A 15,689-nucleotide genomic window follows, 5' to 3' on the forward strand; every position below is an offset into this window, starting at 1 on the left:
GGAGAGCAGGAATGTCGTCAACAAAAAATGTGCAAAATACACATATCTCAAAACGCATCCATGAACTTCATGGATCGCTGCTTGAGATCGTCAGCGTGATGAACCGGCCGCAACGGGATGAGGCAATGGTCAAGGAGGCAGGGATTTCGCTCGACCGCGCCCTCTTCCCCTTGCTGGTGGGCATTGAAAGATTGGGGCCAATTGGCGTGGTCGATCTGGCTGACCGCGCCGGCCGGGACTACACGACGGTCAGCCGTCAGGTCGCCAAGCTGGAGAGCCTCGGCCTCATTCAACGTCAGCCGAGCGCGACGGACCGACGCGTCAGCGAAGCGGTCGTCACCGCGAAGGGCAAATCGATGACAGATCGCGTCGATGCAGCGCGTGAGAGGATAGGGCTCGAGATATTCAAGACATGGGATCCCGATGATCTGGACAATCTGGTCCGCCTGATGCGGAAGTTTGCCGATGCCGTGATGGATCATCCGGCAAAAAGCTGACGAGCCACGGTACAGATGGGCAGGCCAACGGACGGAAATGAGGCGCCAGCGGGATCGCAGGCGCCTCGAAACTCTCAACCGAAGCCGGCCTACCAGCAGGTGAATCCTGCATCGACGTTGACGATTGCCCCGGTCATCAGGCTTGCCGCACCGGATGCGAGGAAGAGAACTGCGCTTGCGACCTCTTCCGGCGTACCCATCCGCCCCATCGGCGTATCGGCAAGCCAGATCGGGATCCGCTCGCGATTGGCTTCGACGGCAGCCACCATCGGCGTCTCGATATAGGTTGGCGCGACAGCATTGATCCTGACACCGTGCTGAGCCCATTCGGCGGCCATGGAACGGGTGAGGTGGTGAACGGCAGCCTTGGAAACGTTGTAAGCCGTCTGCGGCTGCGGCCGATTGCAAATGATGCCGGACATCGAGCCGAGATTGACAATCGCCCCGCGTTTCATCGCCACCATATGGCGGCCGAAGGAGCGAGAGCACCAAAAGACGCCATTGACGTTGACATCCATCATCCGCAGCCAATCGGCGTCCGTGACATCTTCTGCTGCAATCCCGTTCTGACCGATCCCGGCATTGTTCACCAGGATCGTCGCCGGTCGTCCGCCGTCGGCGAGTTCATTGGCGATCGCCTCCATGCTGGCAGAGTCAGTCACGTCACCCTGACGTAGCTCGACGTCATATCCCTTGTCTTTGAGAGCCAGAGCCTGCTCTGCGTCGGACTCACTACGCTCTATCACGACGACGGCGGCACCAGCCTCGGCAAGCGCGTGGGCGCAGCAAAGTCCAATGGCGCGCCCGCCGCCGGTAACCACCGCGCGCTCGCCATCGAGACGGAATTTTTCCTGATAACTCATGGTTCGGCCCCTCAGATGTCGAATGCGCTTGGAAGAACGACGATGTCGCGGATCGTCACGTTGCGCGGACGCGTCAGCATGAACATTATCGCGTCGGCCACCTCCTTGGGTTCGATCAGGGCGCCGGCCTCCTTCGCCTTGCGCAGGTTCTCCTCGGGCCAGTCGGCAAGCAGCGCACTGATGACCGGACCCGGCGAAACCGAGCCGACACGAATGCCGCTTTTCAGAAGCTGGCGGCGCATCGTCTGGACAAAGCAGGTCATCGCCCATTTCGACGGCGAATAGACCGGCTCCCATGGAACGGGCGAATGGCCAGCGACCGAGCTCGTGACGACGATGTCGCCTGTGCCGCGTTCGATCATGTGCGGAATGACGGTCCTCACGTTCTTGATCACCACATTGACGTTGAGGTTGAGCATCCGGTCGATGGCGTCGAGATTGGCATCCGCTAGGTCGCCGCCGATATAGGTGCCGGCATTGGCATGCAAAATGTCGAGCTGCCCTACCTTCGACAGCACGCGGTCAAGAAGCTTGGCGCATGCCTCCGGATCCAGCAGGTCCAGAGCGAGAGGTATCGCCTGCTCCCCGAGACGCTCGCAGGCTGCTTTTAACGCCTTCTCGTCGCGGTCAACGAGAACGACCGTGGCGCCTGCCGCGATCATCGCCTCCGTCGACGCCATTCCGATACCCGACGCCGCGCCCGTGATCGCAGCGATCTTCCCTTTCAACTCGTTCATTCTTTCCTCCTCGGTTAGGCGGCCTCATCTCGCTCCGCCGCATGCTGCATGATATTCCGCAAGGCTTTTCGTCACCCGCCAGACCAAAACCTCCTCAGGATCGAGCGGCGTGTCAGAAAACCGCTCGGCGGTCGGCATGTGCTGCCAGAACAGGGGGAACGGTACGGACTTTCCGGCAAGCGCGTCGCAAAGACGCGCGACGGCGGATTGAGCCTGTTCAGCCGTCCAATAGTACCGGATGCGGTCGGACAGCGAATAATGCCGAAGCCAGCGCTGCTCGCCCTCCGTGCCGGGATAGTGACGGCTCCAATGCTCCCGATGCGCCAGCATCAAAGCCTCCATCGCAGCGTACAGGGGACGCTCGCCATAATCAGGCACGAGGTCGGATGCGATCAGGTCCAGCCCATAGAGGGCCCCGCGCAGGACGAAAGTTAATTCCGGTCCGACCTTGAGGATCGGAAAACCGTCTTCAACGAGCGCGGTCAGCGGACCGGTGCCCTGATAATCGGTGGAATGCGCTTCGAACACGAACTGCGGCTCATCCTCGAGCACCTGCTTCAACGCATCGATCTTGCTGCGGTCGTACCTGATGACGTTGTGGTTGCCGAACTCGACGCCCGGCTGCACCACCAAGCCGATGGCACGAGCAAACGCCTCCGTAAGGCCGGCCTCGGCAAAGATACGGCGATGGACATCGATCGTCCGCCTGGCGGCCGAAGCCGCAGTCGGCTCGATCGCGGTCAGCGCGTGATCCGCGCCACCGGGAGGAGGAACCTCCGTGCCGATCACATAAACCGGCATGGCGCCCCCTGCCCGCCTTGCCGAGGTCTCTGCGACAGCGGCAAGGCGGGCAGCGCGATGGGCGGTCGTCTCGTCGTCCAATGCGGCGGGCTCACCCATGCAGCCCATCGATGCATCCAGATGGATCTTGCGGAACCCGGCATCGACATAGGCCGCAACCATCCTCTCAGCCTCCGCCATGGCTTCTTCGGCCGCACGGTCCCGCCAGGGATTCGGTCCGAGATGGTCGCCGCCAAGCACGATGAGGTTTTCCGGGCAGCCCTCCTCTTTGGCGATGCGCAACACGAGAGCAGCAAAGTCCGCAGGGGTCATCCCGGTATAGCCACCCAGATGGTTGACCTGGTTGCAGGTGGCTTCGATCAGAACAGTGCTCGAATGATCACGCCCATGACGTAGCGCCGCCCGCAATACGATCGGATGGGCCGAGCAGACCGAGGTGATCCCCGCGGGGCGGCCCTGAGCCCTGAGTGCAGCCAGTTCGTTCAGCTTTATCGGCATCAGGAGCGCCTTTCCGTTGCGGCGATGAACGCGTCGAGCTCCTGGCGCGTGCCGGCACCTTCCATCGGACCGCGGATCGTCACATTGTGGGCGCCTGCGGCAGAACCATAGGTAAGAGCTTCGCCTGGAGACATTCCGAGCCGCCGGCAAGTGAGGTAGGCCCCGCCGAAGCAGTCGCCGGCGCCGGTAGGATCGACCTCCTCGACGAGGAAGGCCGGAGCGTCGATCCGGTCTCCGTCCCTGCCGAAATAGGTCGCGCCCTCCGCGCCGCGCTTCAGGACGATCTCCTTCACGCCTATTTCGAAAAGACGGTGGATCGCCTCGGCTTCGCCCGAGATGCCAGCCGCCCGCTCAAGCTCTTCCCCTGACGGCAATAGAAGATCGGCGGCGGCGACAAGCCTGGCAAATCGGCGCTCGGTATCCTCGTCGACCTGCAATTCCTTGCGGACGTTCGGATCGACCGAGAGCGTTCCGCCTCGCGCCTTCACGATGTCGACCGCTTTGTCGATTACTTCACGCGCGCTCGGAACGGAGAGAGCCGAACCCATCACATGGAGATGTCCGCTGCGGTTGATGAGATCGCTGACGCCTTGAGACCAGCCGAAGCGGGCGGCCGCGGACTTTGCGATATTGTAGACGAAGTCGCGAGAGCCGTCCTTGCGGTAGCGGACAAAGGCGCTTCCGGTCGGATAGTCAGGGTCGATGGAAATGGTCGACACATCAACGCCATCACGCTTGAGGCGATCAATATTGACGCGACCGAAATCATCGCTGCCGACTGCCCCCACCATCGCCGCTGCTCCGCCGAGCCGGCCGCATTGCGAGATGAAGATCGCCGGCGCCCCGCTGGCAAACGGACCGACGAGCGGCTGAGCCTCACGGAAGCCGTCTCCGACCGTCGTCGCAACGATCTCCACGAGAATCTCGCCGACACAAACCGTGGGACCGAGATGGTCCGGAGCCAGCACTGAAACCATTGCAATCCTGCTTTCGATAGGTGTCGCTAAATCGCTGTTGATCGTTGTAGTGCACCGTCTTCGCCACCGAATTCCTCGTTTTCGAGAGAGAGGAAGCGTTGGTGCAGCATGCATGCCGCCCCGAAGGCGGAACCGAACTCCGCGTCGCCATCGACGACGATCTCGGGGGTCGGAAAAGGAATGTTCTGGCCTTCCGACATGTGGACAGCCACACGGGCCGCGACCATCGGATAGAGCGACGCGACCGAACCGCCGAGCACAATCCTATCGGGATCGAGCAAACGACAGGCCTGCAGCAGCGCGTAGGCAAGATGCCGCGACCAGATCTCCGCTATATTCACAGCATCAGGAACACGATCGCGAACATCGGTGAGGAAATCCTGCAGATCGGCGTCGGTGCGGCCGGTCGCATCCCGGTACTGCCGGATCAGTACCTCGCGGCCGATCAGTTGCTCGAATTTCTGTCCGCCGCTTCCCGGCACGAGGGTATGGCCAATTTCGCCGGCAAGGCCATGACCGCCGCGAAACAGCTTTCCATCAATCATGATCCCGCCGCCGACGCCGGTTTCCATGAGCAGGAAGAGCGTTACGCCGGAAACGCCATGACGATAGCTGTCACCGATCGCGAAAGCATTGGCGTCGTTTTCCACCGCGATCGGCACCTCGGCCGGAAAGGCACTGCGGCCGATCTCTTTCAACGGCACCTCCCGCCAGCCAATGATCGGCGCAAGCGTGACAATTCCTTCCGGCCGGATATGCGCCGGCGCAGATATGCCAAGCCCCTTGCAGCGCTGGATCATGTCTTTCGCCATGGCACCGATGATGAGCTCGACGCCGCATGCCACGGCCTCCTCCACTGTCGAGGACTGCGCGTGGAAGGCCAGCCTGCGGCAGGCCCGGACATCGGCGGAAAAGTCCACAACAACAGCAGATATATGCTCGACGCCAAGTTCGATCCCGACGAAGAATGCGGCGTCCGGAACCAGTTCGAGCATGATCCCCGGACGGCCGGCACGGGATTGCTCCGAGCGCTGTTTGCTGCTCTCTTCCGACTCCTGGACAAAGCCGCTTTCCGTCAGTTCGGCAACGATCTCCCCTGATGACGAACGGTTCATCCCGAGCTTCCGCGCCAGGTCGGCCCTGCTCAGGCGATGATGGCTGTAGATCGTCTGCAGGGCTGCGACGATGTTGTTCTGCCTGATCCTGCGCGGCGAGCTTCCGATGGAGACGGTGTCGTTCATGTTCATTTCTCTTCAAATCGACTGCTCCAGCCTACACTTACGAAGCAGATCGGCAGAAGGATTATCAGGGGCGTGCGTTCGTGACGCGGCGCCGTTTGGCTTCTTCGTATTTCAGTTCGATATAGCGTTTGGCATGGGCCGCCAACGGGTCGTTATCGGTCCAAGTGTCGCGCCAGATTGCGCAGGCGAGTGACAGGCCTTCATCGACAACAGTGGTCGAAAAGCTTTCGAACACGACGTCGCGCTTGTAGTCGATATCGAGCAAGGCATCGAAGATGAGATCGAAGTTGATGACGCCGTCGCCAAGATAGCCGCGGTTGCTCTCGCCGATGTGGAAATAGCCGATCTTGTCGCCAGCGAGCCGGATCGCGGCAGCCGGATTTGCTTCCTCGATATTCATGTGAAAGGTGTCGAGATGCAGTCGGACATGGTCCGATCCCGTTTCGGAGATGAACTTCAATCCCTGGGCCGCCGTGTTCAGAAGGTTCGTTTCGAAGCGGTTCACGATCTCCAGGACGAGATCGACCCTCGCATCCTTCGCGACATCAGCAGTGGCAGCGATAGTGGCGACGCTGTTGTCCCAGCCCTTCTTCGTCGGCTGGCGGTTGTACTTGGTGTGGGCGGAATAGAGGATACCGCCGAGCTTGTTTCCACCGATGTCACGGACCGCACGCACGGCATCGGCCAGCGTCCGCTTGCCGGCGGATACCGCAGCGGCATCCTCGCTCGAAATATCCTTGTCGATCGGCAGGCCCATCGTCACGCCGATCTCGACATCGAGCGATTGCGCGAGCTTCGCCAGACGGTCGAGATTGAACTTCTCGGGGCGCAGATAAGCGAATTCGATTGTGCGATATCCGTGCTCAGCCGTTTTGTTGAGAGCCATTTCGAGGCCCTCCTGCGTTTGGCCGCCTGTCCATACAAATGAATGGATACCCAATCGGCGCATGGCTTTTTTCCTCCGCTGAAAGCCTTTCGTTGCGCCACAGCTATGCCATTTAGTATGGTAAAGCAACAAATAAATTCGCATATTATAATTTTGCCGTTGCGAGAAAATTCGTTGCATTGCAGCATTTTATTGAAGAGACCACGCATCTGTTACTTTTGTCAGAATTAGTTCTCACCAAAATCAAACACATAGCTGACATATTTGCAGGTTTAGACAACAAATATTGCGTGAACAGCATTTTTCGTCTACACAATGGCCCGGCGAAATGATCTCGCTGCTATCTGGGAGGATTGAAATGAATTACGCTCTGAAGGCCAGCGCGCTTGCGCTGACGCTCAGCCTCGCCACCGCCGCTTCGCCGGCATGGGCAGACTTCTGGTCCGACGCCGGCGCCAAGTTCAAAGGCGTGACCTTGCACGGCGTGACCGAAAGCACGCCGCCATCGAACTACATCAAGAACGTGCTCGCCCCGGAATTCGAGAAGAAGACCGGCATTAAAGTCGAGATCGAGACGACGTCCTGGGATCAGATGTACGACAAGGCCATCAAGGACATGGAGGCCAAGACCGGCATCTATGACATGGTCTACATCGAGCAGGACATCATCTACTCGTATCTGTCCCGGAATTTCCTCGTCAACATCACCCAGACGCTGAAGGATCAAGCGGATCTGAAGGCGCCGACCTACGACGACGCAAACTTCACCAGCTTCGCAGACTATTTCAAGGACAAGAAGGGCGATCTCTTTGGCGTTCCGATGGAAGCCTTCCTGAAGACCTACCTCTATCGCAAGGACCTTTTCGACGATCCGAAGATCAAGGAAGCCTTCAAGAAGGAAACTGGCAAGGACCTGAAGCCGGCGACCACGCATGAGGACTACACGCAGATCGCCGAATTCTTCACCAAATATGGCAAGGATAACGGCATTGAGCTTTGGGGCACCACCGCTCAGGCCCATACAGGTCACGCCGCGTCCTGGTACGAATATTTCGAATCCATCGCGCCGACTTTCGGCGTCTATAACTGGGGCATTGACGCCAGCAACAACTACGCAGCGACGGTCGAGCATGGCGGCGCAATGAACAGCGACAAGGCGAAGGCCGCGCTGAAATACTGGCTGCATCTGCGCGATATCGCCCCGCCGGAATCGACCCAATCGACCTGGACGGAGACTGCTACGACCTTCGCTGCCGGCCGTGTCGCTCAAGGATTGATCTACGGCGAGAACGCCGCATGGATCGCGAGCGATCCTGCACAGTCGAAGGTGGTCGACAAAGTAGGCTTTGCCCTGCCGCCGCTCGAGCCGGGTGTCCTGGAGGACGCGAAGTCTGGAAAGGGCTACATCGGCTATTATGACGGCGGCGCCTTCGGCCTGCCGATTACATCCAAGAATAAGGAAGCAGCTCTGCTGTTCCTCGAATTCATGGGTCAGAACGACGTGCAGCCCGACTGGGCGATCGCCGCGCCGCGCATCACCAACAAGGCAACCTTCGACGATCCGAAGGTCAAGGCGATGGATGTCAAGCTTGGCGGCTTCTACACGATGCTGAAGGACGAGGGCAAGCTGTTCGCCGGCGCCCCCCCGTACCCGTTCCACGCTCAGGTGCGTGAAGCGACCACGCCGATCTTCTTCGACATCCTGACCGGCAAGATCGCGCCTGACGAAGGTCTCGACCAGATGGCCGCCAAGACGGAAGAAGAGCTCACGTCGCTCGGCTATCGCAAATAAATCATCCTCCCCACCTTGGCGGGTCGCCTTCGCTTGGCGACCCGTCTCTTTCCCGGCTCGATAGGCCGCCCAAGGGGTGCCAAAGAGGATGAGGCAATGCATTCACAAAAGCTCGGATGGCTGTTGCTGTCACCGACGATCCTGATCCTCGGGCTCTTCGGCATCTTTCCGTTCATCTACGTCGTCTGGGTTTCGTTTCACCAGTGGAACCCTTTCGCCGCAAATCCGCTGATGGTCTTCAACTGGGCATCGAATTATCGAACCCTCGTTTTCGACAAACAGTTCCTGGCCTCGCTGGGCATCACCATTGCGTTCGTCTTCTTCGCAGTCGTGTCCGAACTCGTCCTCGGATACGTGCTTGCGCAGGCGCTGATGAAGGACTTTCCGGGAAAAGCCTTCTTCCGCACCATTCATACTCTTCCGCTGATCATGGCACCCATCATCGTTGGGTCGGTGTGGAAGCTGATGACGACGCCGTCGATCGGCATCATCCCCTATCTCCTGCGAAGCTGGTTCGGATACGACCTGAACATCGGCCAGAGCGCCACCGCGGCCTTCCTCATCACTGTTATCATGGACGTCTGGCACTGGACGCCGCTGGTCACCCTCTCTCTGATCGCCGCATTGGTCTCGCTTCCGCCTGACCCCTTCGAGCAGGCGCAGATCGATGGCGCCGGCAAGAGCCAGATCTTCTGGCACATCACGCTCCCGTTGATTCGCCCTGCCCTGCTGGCCACGGTGTTCATCAGGCTCATGGACGCGCTGCGCACGGTCGACGAAGTCCTGATGCTGACCGGCGGCGGTCCGGGGTCGGCGACGCGCTACCTCGGCGTCCACATCTTCAAGGAAGTCTTCCCCAAGACGAACTACGGCTATGGCTCGGCGATCTCGGTCGTCGTGCTGTATCTCACCATCGTTGTCTGCTGGCTACTCTACGTTGGCCTGATTGCTCCCCGCGCGAAGAGAGGCTGATGCGATGAAGAGACAGAATCCCTGGCTTTCAGTCATCTTGTGGACGCTGATAAGCTTCGCAACCCTCTTCCCGATCTACTGGCTCTTCGTCATATCGGTAAAGCAGCCCTTCGACCTGTTCTCGACGCCGGATGTCGTCCTTCGGAGCTTCTTCTGGAAGAACTATCAGGACGTTCTTACGAACGAGACCTTGCGGCGATATATGATCAACTCACTGGTCATCTCGTCGGGGAACGCGATCCTGGTGACGACCCTCGGCTTTCTTGCCTGCTACGCGCTGACGCGCTTCGATCTCGCAGGCAAGGAAAGCATTTTTTTCTGGACGATCACCAACCGCATGGCGCCCCCGGCGGTCTTCCTGCTGCCGCTCTTCCTGCTGCTGACGCAAGTCTACAGGATCGGCGACTTTTCGCTGGCTGATACCAGGCTCGGCATGATCCTGGTCTACTGCTCCTTCAACCTTCCCTTCGCCATCTGGACCCTGCGTCCGACGGTGGAGAGCATACCGAAGGAGCTGGATGAGGCTGCCTATATGGATGGCGCAAGCCCCTGGATGGTCCTCTACGACATCGTCTTTCCTTTAGCGCGACCGGGACTCGCGGTGACGCTCATCCTCACCTGGGTCTTCGCGTGGAACGAATATCTGCTTGCCGCGACACTCACCAACTTCAACGCCCGCACACTCACCACCGGTCTGTCGGAATACGTGACGACGACGGGGACCGCCTGGGGCATCATGGCGGCGATCTCGATGCTGACATTGATCCCGGCGCTCATCGTCTTCTCGGTGGTGCAGCGTCACATCGTTGCAGGCCTGACCTTCGGCGCAGTGAAAGGATAGCGAGATGGCTTCGGATTCTCGAAACAACGAAAAACAGCCCGGCTTCCTGCCGATCGAGACGAACTGGTTCGATCGGCTATTCATCTCCGTCGTGATCTGGGTCGCGCTCTCCCTGTTCTGGATGCGCTTCATCGAACCGTTCGGGCTTTCGGTATGGTTCGCCGTGGCAATCTCTGCCGTGCTTGGCGCCTATATCGTCTGGAAGGGGTGAGCCGGTGAATTCCATCAACACTATCAAGACGCAAGCCGTGCTCGATTAGGGAGAAAAGACATTGGCAAACGTACAGGTCAGCGACGTCACCAAGAGATATGGCGCTCTTCAGGTCATGCACGGCGTCAGCGTCGATATCGAGGATGGCGAGTTCGTCGTGCTGGTCGGCCCTTCGGGATGCGGCAAGTCAACGCTGCTGCGCATGATCGCTGGTCTCGAGACCGTCAGCAGCGGCGATATCCGCATCGGCGGCCGCGTGGTCACCAACGCCCCGCCGAAGGAGCGCGACATCGCCATGGTCTTTCAGAGCTACGCGCTCTATCCCCATAAGACGGTCGCCGAGAACATGGGCTTTCCGCTGAAGATGGCGAAACGCCCGAAATCGGAGATCGATGAAAAGGTCGGCAAGGCAGCCGCAATCCTCGACCTGACGCGTTATCTCGACCGCTATCCGAAGCAATTGTCAGGCGGACAGCGGCAGCGCGTTGCCATGGGCCGAGCCATCGTCCGCGACCCGCAGGTCTTCCTGTTCGACGAGCCGCTGTCGAACCTCGATGCCAAGCTTCGCGTCACCATGCGCGTCGAAATCAAGGAACTGCACCAGCGGCTGAAGACCACCACCGTCTATGTCACGCACGACCAGATCGAGGCCATGACAATGGCCAACAAGATCGTCGTCATGCGCGACGGAAGGGTGGAACAGGTCGGCAAGCCGCTCGATCTCTATGACTTTCCGGCAAACCTCTTCGTTGCAGGTTTCATCGGCAGCCCGTCGATGAACTTTCTACAGGGCAAGATCACAACTCGCGACGGAAAGCAGGTTGTCATCACCGATCAGGGCGTTCCCCTCCCCGTAGACCGCGTGAACGCAGAGGAGGGCAAGGCCGTAACCTACGGCATTCGCCCGGAACACATAACCATCAGCGATGACGGTATTCCGGTGGAAGTGTCGGTATACGAGCCGACCGGCTCAGAAACATTGATCTTCGGCCGTGTCGGCGGAGTGCCGATCGATGCCCTGATCCGTGAGCGCATCGAGGTCGAACCCGGCCGGACGCTGCATTTTCATATTGATCCGCGCCGTGTTCACATCTTTGATCAGGCAACGGGTCAGCGACTGTAAGGTGAGGAACAAATGAATTTCGGAGGCAAAAAAGTGATCGTCACCGGTGCCGGCAAGGGCATCGGCCGCGTTGTCGCAGAGATACTGGTGAAGCGTGGTGCCAAGGTTACGGCACTCACCAGAAGTGCTGCCGATGTTGTTTCGCTACGCGAGGATCTTGGTTGCGAAGCCATTCAGGTCGACCTTGCCAATGCAAAGGCGACGCGAGAGGCCGCGCGCGCCGCACTTCCGGCAGATTTCCTTATCAACTGCGCCGGAACGACCGAGCTGCAGCCCTTTCTCGAAACCACGGTCGAAGCCTTTGACCACCTGATTGCGGTCAACACGCGCGCCCCGATGATCGTTGCGCAGGAATATGCACGGTCCCTGATCGAAGACGGCCGCCACGGCGCCATCGTCAATGTATCCTCCGTTGCCGCTTTTGTCGGCATCCCGGATCATGCAGCCTATTGTGCATCGAAGGGCGGCCTGGACGGCCTGACCCGCGTCATGGCCAAGGAACTGGCGCCGCAGGGCATCCGGGTAAATGGCGTGCATCCGACGGTGACGCTGACGCCGATGGCGATCAAGGCCTGGAGCGATCCGGAGAAGGCCGCCGGAATGCAAAAGCGCATCCCGGTCGGCCGGTTCGCAGAGCCCGAGGACATAGCAGAGGTGATCCTCTTCCTGCTCTCGGACGAAGCCGCGATGGTCAACGGCATTTCCATGCCTATCGATGGCGGCTACATGATCGCGTGAGACCCTAATGCCTATGGATCAGCCCCCAGAAGCAATCTTCCTGGCGGCGTTGATCTGTTTGCGGGCACCGGATCGTAATTGCGCGGTTTCCGCTCCGGCAATGACGAAAGCGAAGCCGAATTTCAGAAGCTCGCCGGCGCGCTCGCCGTCACCGGCAAAGGCGCAGGCGAATTTTCCGTGCGCGCTGCAACGCGCGACGGCATGCTGCATAGCGCTATCGATCTCGGCGGCATTCGGCGCCACCTGATCCCCGTTCGACAGGGCGATGGAGAGATCCGACGGGCCGATGAAGATGCCATCGATGCCGGGCACGCCAAGGATATCGTCGATCGCTTCGAGCGCCGCGCGCGTCTCGATCATGGCGATTGCGACCGTCAAATCATTGGCGGTCCTGAGATAGTCGTCAGCTGAAAGGCCGGTGTGGTTGAGTGCCAAAGACGGCCCCCAGCTGCGCTCGCCGACCGGCGGATATTTTGTGGTCTTCACGAAGGCCTTCGCATCCTCGGCCGAATTGATCATCGGCGCGATGATGCCCGACGCACCGGCATCGAGCAGGCGCGAGGCAGAGGCGAAATCACCGACGGGAATGCGGGCGAGCGCCGGCTTGCCGGCAACACGCACATGGCTGACGGCGGCAGCTGCCGACGGCAGATCCCACATGCCATGCTGCATGTCGAGCACGACGGCATCGAAGGCTTCCTGAGCCAGATGATTGACCAGCAGCGGATCGGGAATACCCACCCAGGCAGAAATCATCTGGCTTTCGGGGGTTCTGATCCGGGCTGCAAAGCCGTTGATGTCATCTGCACTCATGGCATTCTCCTCAGTTCGCCAGGCCACCAATGGCCATGTATTTGACCTCGAGGAACTCTTCGATGCCGTATTTCGAACCTTCCCGGCCGATGCCGGACTGCTTCATGCCGCCAAAAGGAGCGACCGCCGTCGAGATGAGTCCCTCGTTGATACCGACAATGCCGAATTCGAGAGCCTCGGCAACCCGGAAGATGCGGCCGACGTCGCGGGCGTAGAAATAGGCGGCGAGACCGAAGGGCGTGTCATTGGCCATTTCGATCGCCTCTTCCTCCGTCTTGAAGCGGAAAAGCGGGGCAACCGGACCGAAAGTTTCATCCGAGAAGATCTCCGCCTCGCGAGAGACATCCGAGAGAATGGTGGGCAGGTAGAAGTTGCCGCCACGCTGATCGCGCCTGCCACCGGAGACGATCTTCGCGCCATGCCTGACGGCATCCTCGACATGCGTCTCGACCTTCTTGAGCGCAGCTTCGTCGATCAATGGGCCCAGCGTGACTCCCTCCTCCATGCCGTTGCCGAGCCTCAGTTTGGCAACGGCGGCTGCGAGCTTTTCGGCAAAGGCGTCATGCACATTATCCTGTACGAGAATGCGGTTGGCGCAGACGCATGTCTGCCCGGTATTGCGGAACTTCGAGCCCATGGCGCCCTTGACCGCCTCGTCGAGATCGGCGTCGTCGAAGACGATGAAAGGCGCATTGCCTCCAAGCTCCATGCTGGTCTTCTTGACGGTCGGCGCGCATTCGGCGAGCAGCTTGGCGCCGACCGCCGTGCTGCCGGTGAAGGTGAGCTTGCGCACCTTCGGACTGGCGGTGATCGCAGGACCGGTTTCCGACGAAGGGCCGGTGATGACGTTGCAGACGCCGGGCGGAAAGCCCGCCTCTTCAGCCATCACGGCGAGCGCCACCGCCGAATAGGGCGTCTGGCTTGCCGGACGGATGACGCCGGTGCAGCCTGCCGCCCAGCCGGGACCGGCCTTGCGGGTGATCATCGCTGAGGGGAAGTTCCACGGCGTGATTGCCGCAAAGACGCCGATCGGCTGCTTCTGCACGATCAGGCGTCGGCCCGGAACCGGCGAAGGGATCGTGTCACCATAGACGCGCCTCGCCTCTTCGGCGAACCACTCGATGAAGCTTGCGGAATAGACGACCTCGCCACGGCTTTCAGAGAGTGGCTTGCCCTGCTCGATCGTCATGATCGCCGCGAGATCCTCGAGGTTCTCGTGCATCAGCTCTGCCAGCTTCCAGAGATGATTGGCGCGCTGCTCGGCAGTCAGTGCCGCCCATGCCTTCTGCGCCCTGTAGGCGGCATCGATCGCGCGGTTCGTCTCGACAGCACTCATGGCAGGCACGGTTCCGATTACCTCGCCGGTCGCAGGATTGGTGACGTCGTAGGTGCGGCCACTATCGGCCTGCACCCATTGGCCGCCAATATAATTCGCTTCGCGAAAAAGCTCCGGACGGCGGAGCTTGTAGCCCGAAAGTTTGTTGCTCATGACTGGATACCTTCCATGAAACGCGGTTGCTGGGGATCAGACGGCCAGAATATTCTCGTCATCGGGGGCGAAGTTCGATCCCCGCAATGCTTCGCAAACGGCGAGCGTCACATCGGCCGTGGTTGCCTTGCCGCCAAGATCTGGAGTGAGAATGCCGGCAGCGCAGACCTGTTCCACCGCTGAAATCAGTATCTTTGCCGCAACCGCCTCGCCGAGATGTTCCAGCATCAACGATGCCGTCCAGAAGCTTGCGACGGGGTTGGCGATGCCCTTGCCGGTAATATCGAAAGCCGAACCATGGATCGGCTCGAACATCGAGGGGAAACGGCGTTCGGGATCGACATTGCCCGTCGGCGCGATGCCGAGCGAGCCGGCGAGCGCAGCCGCGAGGTCAGAGAGGATATCAGCATGCAGGTTGGTCGCAACGACCGTGTCGATGCTCTTTGGTTTTGCGACCATGCGGAAGGTCATGGCATCGACCAGTTCCTTGTCCCAAGTTACATCGGGGAAGTCCTTGGCGACCTCGGCGGCAATCTCGTCCCACAGCACGAGGCCGTGGCGCTGGGCGTTGGACTTGGTCACGACCGTCAGCAGCTTACGAGGGCGCTTCTGCGCCTCGCGGAAGGCAAAGCGCATGATGCGCTCGACGCCGCGGCGCGTGAAGATCGAAGTTTCGGTCGCCACCTCCTCTGGCAGGCCGATATGGGCGCGGCCGCCATGGCCGGAATATTCGCCTTCGGAGTTCTCGCGCACGATCAGCCAGTCGAGATCGCCTTCCTCGACCCCCCTGAGCGGGCTTTTCACACCGGGGAAGATGCGGGTCGGGCGGATATTGGCGTACTGGTCGAGACGCTGGCAGATCGGCAGGCGCAGGCCCCAGAGTGTCACGTGATCGGGCACGTCAGGCGCGCCGACGGCGCCGAAATAGATGGCGTCGGCTTGCTTCAGCAGAGACAGGGCATTCTCCGGCATGAAGGCACCGGTCTTGCGGTAGCGCTCGCTGCCCCAGTCATAATGGTCAATGTCGAGTGCGAAAGCGCCGCTGCGGGCGGCTAGCACTTCGAGCACTTCGAGGCCGGCGGCAATGACTTCGGGCCCGATGCCGTCGCCGGGAACGGAGGCGATGCGGTAGCGACGGAGCGACGTATTGGTATTGGCGTTCATGGGACCTCCTTAATAGTCAGATGAGGCCGCCATTGATCAGCAGCAT

The 15,689-nt window shown here is 60.2% G+C and carries 16 protein-coding genes; 7 read left to right on the forward strand and 9 right to left on the reverse strand.

Translation table 11 applies throughout. From position 1 onward, the window contains the following. Positions 1-11 precede the first annotated feature (11 nt). Entirely contained in the window at positions 12-497 is a 486-nt protein-coding gene (locus tag AC1DM5_RS07155; protein ID WP_477818563.1) for a MarR family winged helix-turn-helix transcriptional regulator, read from the forward strand. Positions 498-586: 89 nt separating this feature from the next. On the opposite strand, the gene AC1DM5_RS07160 is transcribed toward AC1DM5_RS07155, so the two are convergent. The 6 genes from AC1DM5_RS07160 to AC1DM5_RS07185 form a co-directional block, all read right to left on the reverse strand. Next, positions 587-1,360, reverse strand: a complete 774-nt coding sequence (locus AC1DM5_RS07160; RefSeq protein ID WP_477818564.1) for an SDR family NAD(P)-dependent oxidoreductase — start codon at positions 1,358-1,360, stop codon at positions 587-589. 11 nt (positions 1,361-1,371) lie between these two features. Continuing rightward, positions 1,372-2,097, reverse strand: coding sequence for an SDR family oxidoreductase (locus AC1DM5_RS07165; RefSeq protein ID WP_113182804.1), 726 nt, complete (start codon positions 2,095-2,097; stop codon positions 1,372-1,374). 24 nt (positions 2,098-2,121) lie between these two features. Then, the gene (locus tag AC1DM5_RS07170) at positions 2,122-3,396 is read right to left on the reverse strand and encodes a D-tagatose-bisphosphate aldolase, class II, non-catalytic subunit (RefSeq protein ID WP_477818565.1); all 1,275 of its coding nucleotides are present in this window, start codon (positions 3,394-3,396) and stop codon (positions 2,122-2,124) included. Then, the gene (locus tag AC1DM5_RS07175; RefSeq protein WP_477818566.1) at positions 3,396-4,373 is read right to left on the reverse strand and encodes a tagatose kinase; all 978 of its coding nucleotides are present in this window, start codon (positions 4,371-4,373) and stop codon (positions 3,396-3,398) included. The genes AC1DM5_RS07170 and AC1DM5_RS07175 overlap by 1 nt, the downstream gene beginning before the upstream one ends. 26 nt (positions 4,374-4,399) lie before the next feature. After that, positions 4,400-5,614 carry an ROK family protein gene (locus tag AC1DM5_RS07180; RefSeq protein ID WP_477818567.1) on the reverse strand — a complete coding sequence of 405 codons (1,215 nt, stop codon included), beginning with the start codon at positions 5,612-5,614 and terminating at the stop codon, positions 4,400-4,402. Positions 5,615-5,678: 64 nt separating this feature from the next. Further along, on the reverse strand, positions 5,679-6,563 hold the full coding sequence (locus AC1DM5_RS07185) for a sugar phosphate isomerase/epimerase family protein (protein WP_113182807.1): 885 nt from the start codon (positions 6,561-6,563) through the stop codon (positions 5,679-5,681). Positions 6,564-6,858: 295 nt separating this feature from the next. On the opposite strand from AC1DM5_RS07185, the gene AC1DM5_RS07190 reads away from it, so the two are divergent. The 6 genes from AC1DM5_RS07190 (at position 6,859) to AC1DM5_RS07215 (ending at position 12,177) form a co-directional block, all read left to right on the forward strand. Beyond that, complete coding sequence (locus tag AC1DM5_RS07190) at positions 6,859-8,292, forward strand: extracellular solute-binding protein (RefSeq protein WP_477818569.1); 1,434 nt, start codon at positions 6,859-6,861, stop codon at positions 8,290-8,292. 96 nt (positions 8,293-8,388) lie between these two features. After that, positions 8,389-9,264 (forward strand): carbohydrate ABC transporter permease, encoded by an 876-nt coding sequence (locus AC1DM5_RS07195; RefSeq protein ID WP_477818570.1) that lies wholly within the window; start codon positions 8,389-8,391, stop codon positions 9,262-9,264. 4 nt (positions 9,265-9,268) lie between these two features. Next, complete coding sequence (locus tag AC1DM5_RS07200; RefSeq protein WP_477818571.1) at positions 9,269-10,105, forward strand: carbohydrate ABC transporter permease; 837 nt, start codon at positions 9,269-9,271, stop codon at positions 10,103-10,105. 4 nt (positions 10,106-10,109) lie between these two features. Next, positions 10,110-10,316 carry a DUF2160 family membrane protein gene (locus AC1DM5_RS07205; RefSeq protein WP_113182811.1) on the forward strand — a complete coding sequence of 69 codons (207 nt, stop codon included), beginning with the start codon at positions 10,110-10,112 and terminating at the stop codon, positions 10,314-10,316. A 61-nt stretch (positions 10,317-10,377) separates the two neighbouring features. Beyond that, on the forward strand, positions 10,378-11,439 hold the full coding sequence (locus AC1DM5_RS07210) for an ABC transporter ATP-binding protein (RefSeq protein ID WP_477818572.1): 1,062 nt from the start codon (positions 10,378-10,380) through the stop codon (positions 11,437-11,439). A gap of 12 nt (positions 11,440-11,451) precedes the next feature. Next, the gene (locus tag AC1DM5_RS07215; RefSeq protein ID WP_477818573.1) at positions 11,452-12,177 is read left to right on the forward strand and encodes an SDR family oxidoreductase; all 726 of its coding nucleotides are present in this window, start codon (positions 11,452-11,454) and stop codon (positions 12,175-12,177) included. Between the two features lie 18 nt (positions 12,178-12,195). On the opposite strand, the gene AC1DM5_RS07220 is transcribed toward AC1DM5_RS07215, so the two are convergent. From AC1DM5_RS07220 to AC1DM5_RS07230, 3 genes are read right to left on the reverse strand one after another with little or no spacing between them, the layout of a single operon-like run. Beyond that, the gene (locus tag AC1DM5_RS07220) at positions 12,196-12,990 is read right to left on the reverse strand and encodes an HpcH/HpaI aldolase family protein (RefSeq protein WP_477818574.1); all 795 of its coding nucleotides are present in this window, start codon (positions 12,988-12,990) and stop codon (positions 12,196-12,198) included. Positions 12,991-13,000: 10 nt separating this feature from the next. Continuing rightward, a complete protein-coding gene (locus tag AC1DM5_RS07225; RefSeq protein ID WP_477974799.1) occupies positions 13,001-14,479 on the reverse strand; it encodes an NAD-dependent succinate-semialdehyde dehydrogenase in 1,479 nt (492 codons plus the stop codon). Between the two features lie 36 nt (positions 14,480-14,515). Continuing rightward, entirely contained in the window at positions 14,516-15,643 is a 1,128-nt protein-coding gene (locus tag AC1DM5_RS07230; RefSeq protein WP_477818576.1) for a tartrate dehydrogenase, read from the reverse strand. Positions 15,644-15,689 lie beyond the last annotated feature (46 nt).

It is taken from the genome of Rhizobium sp. 01T437, assembly GCF_056398505.1.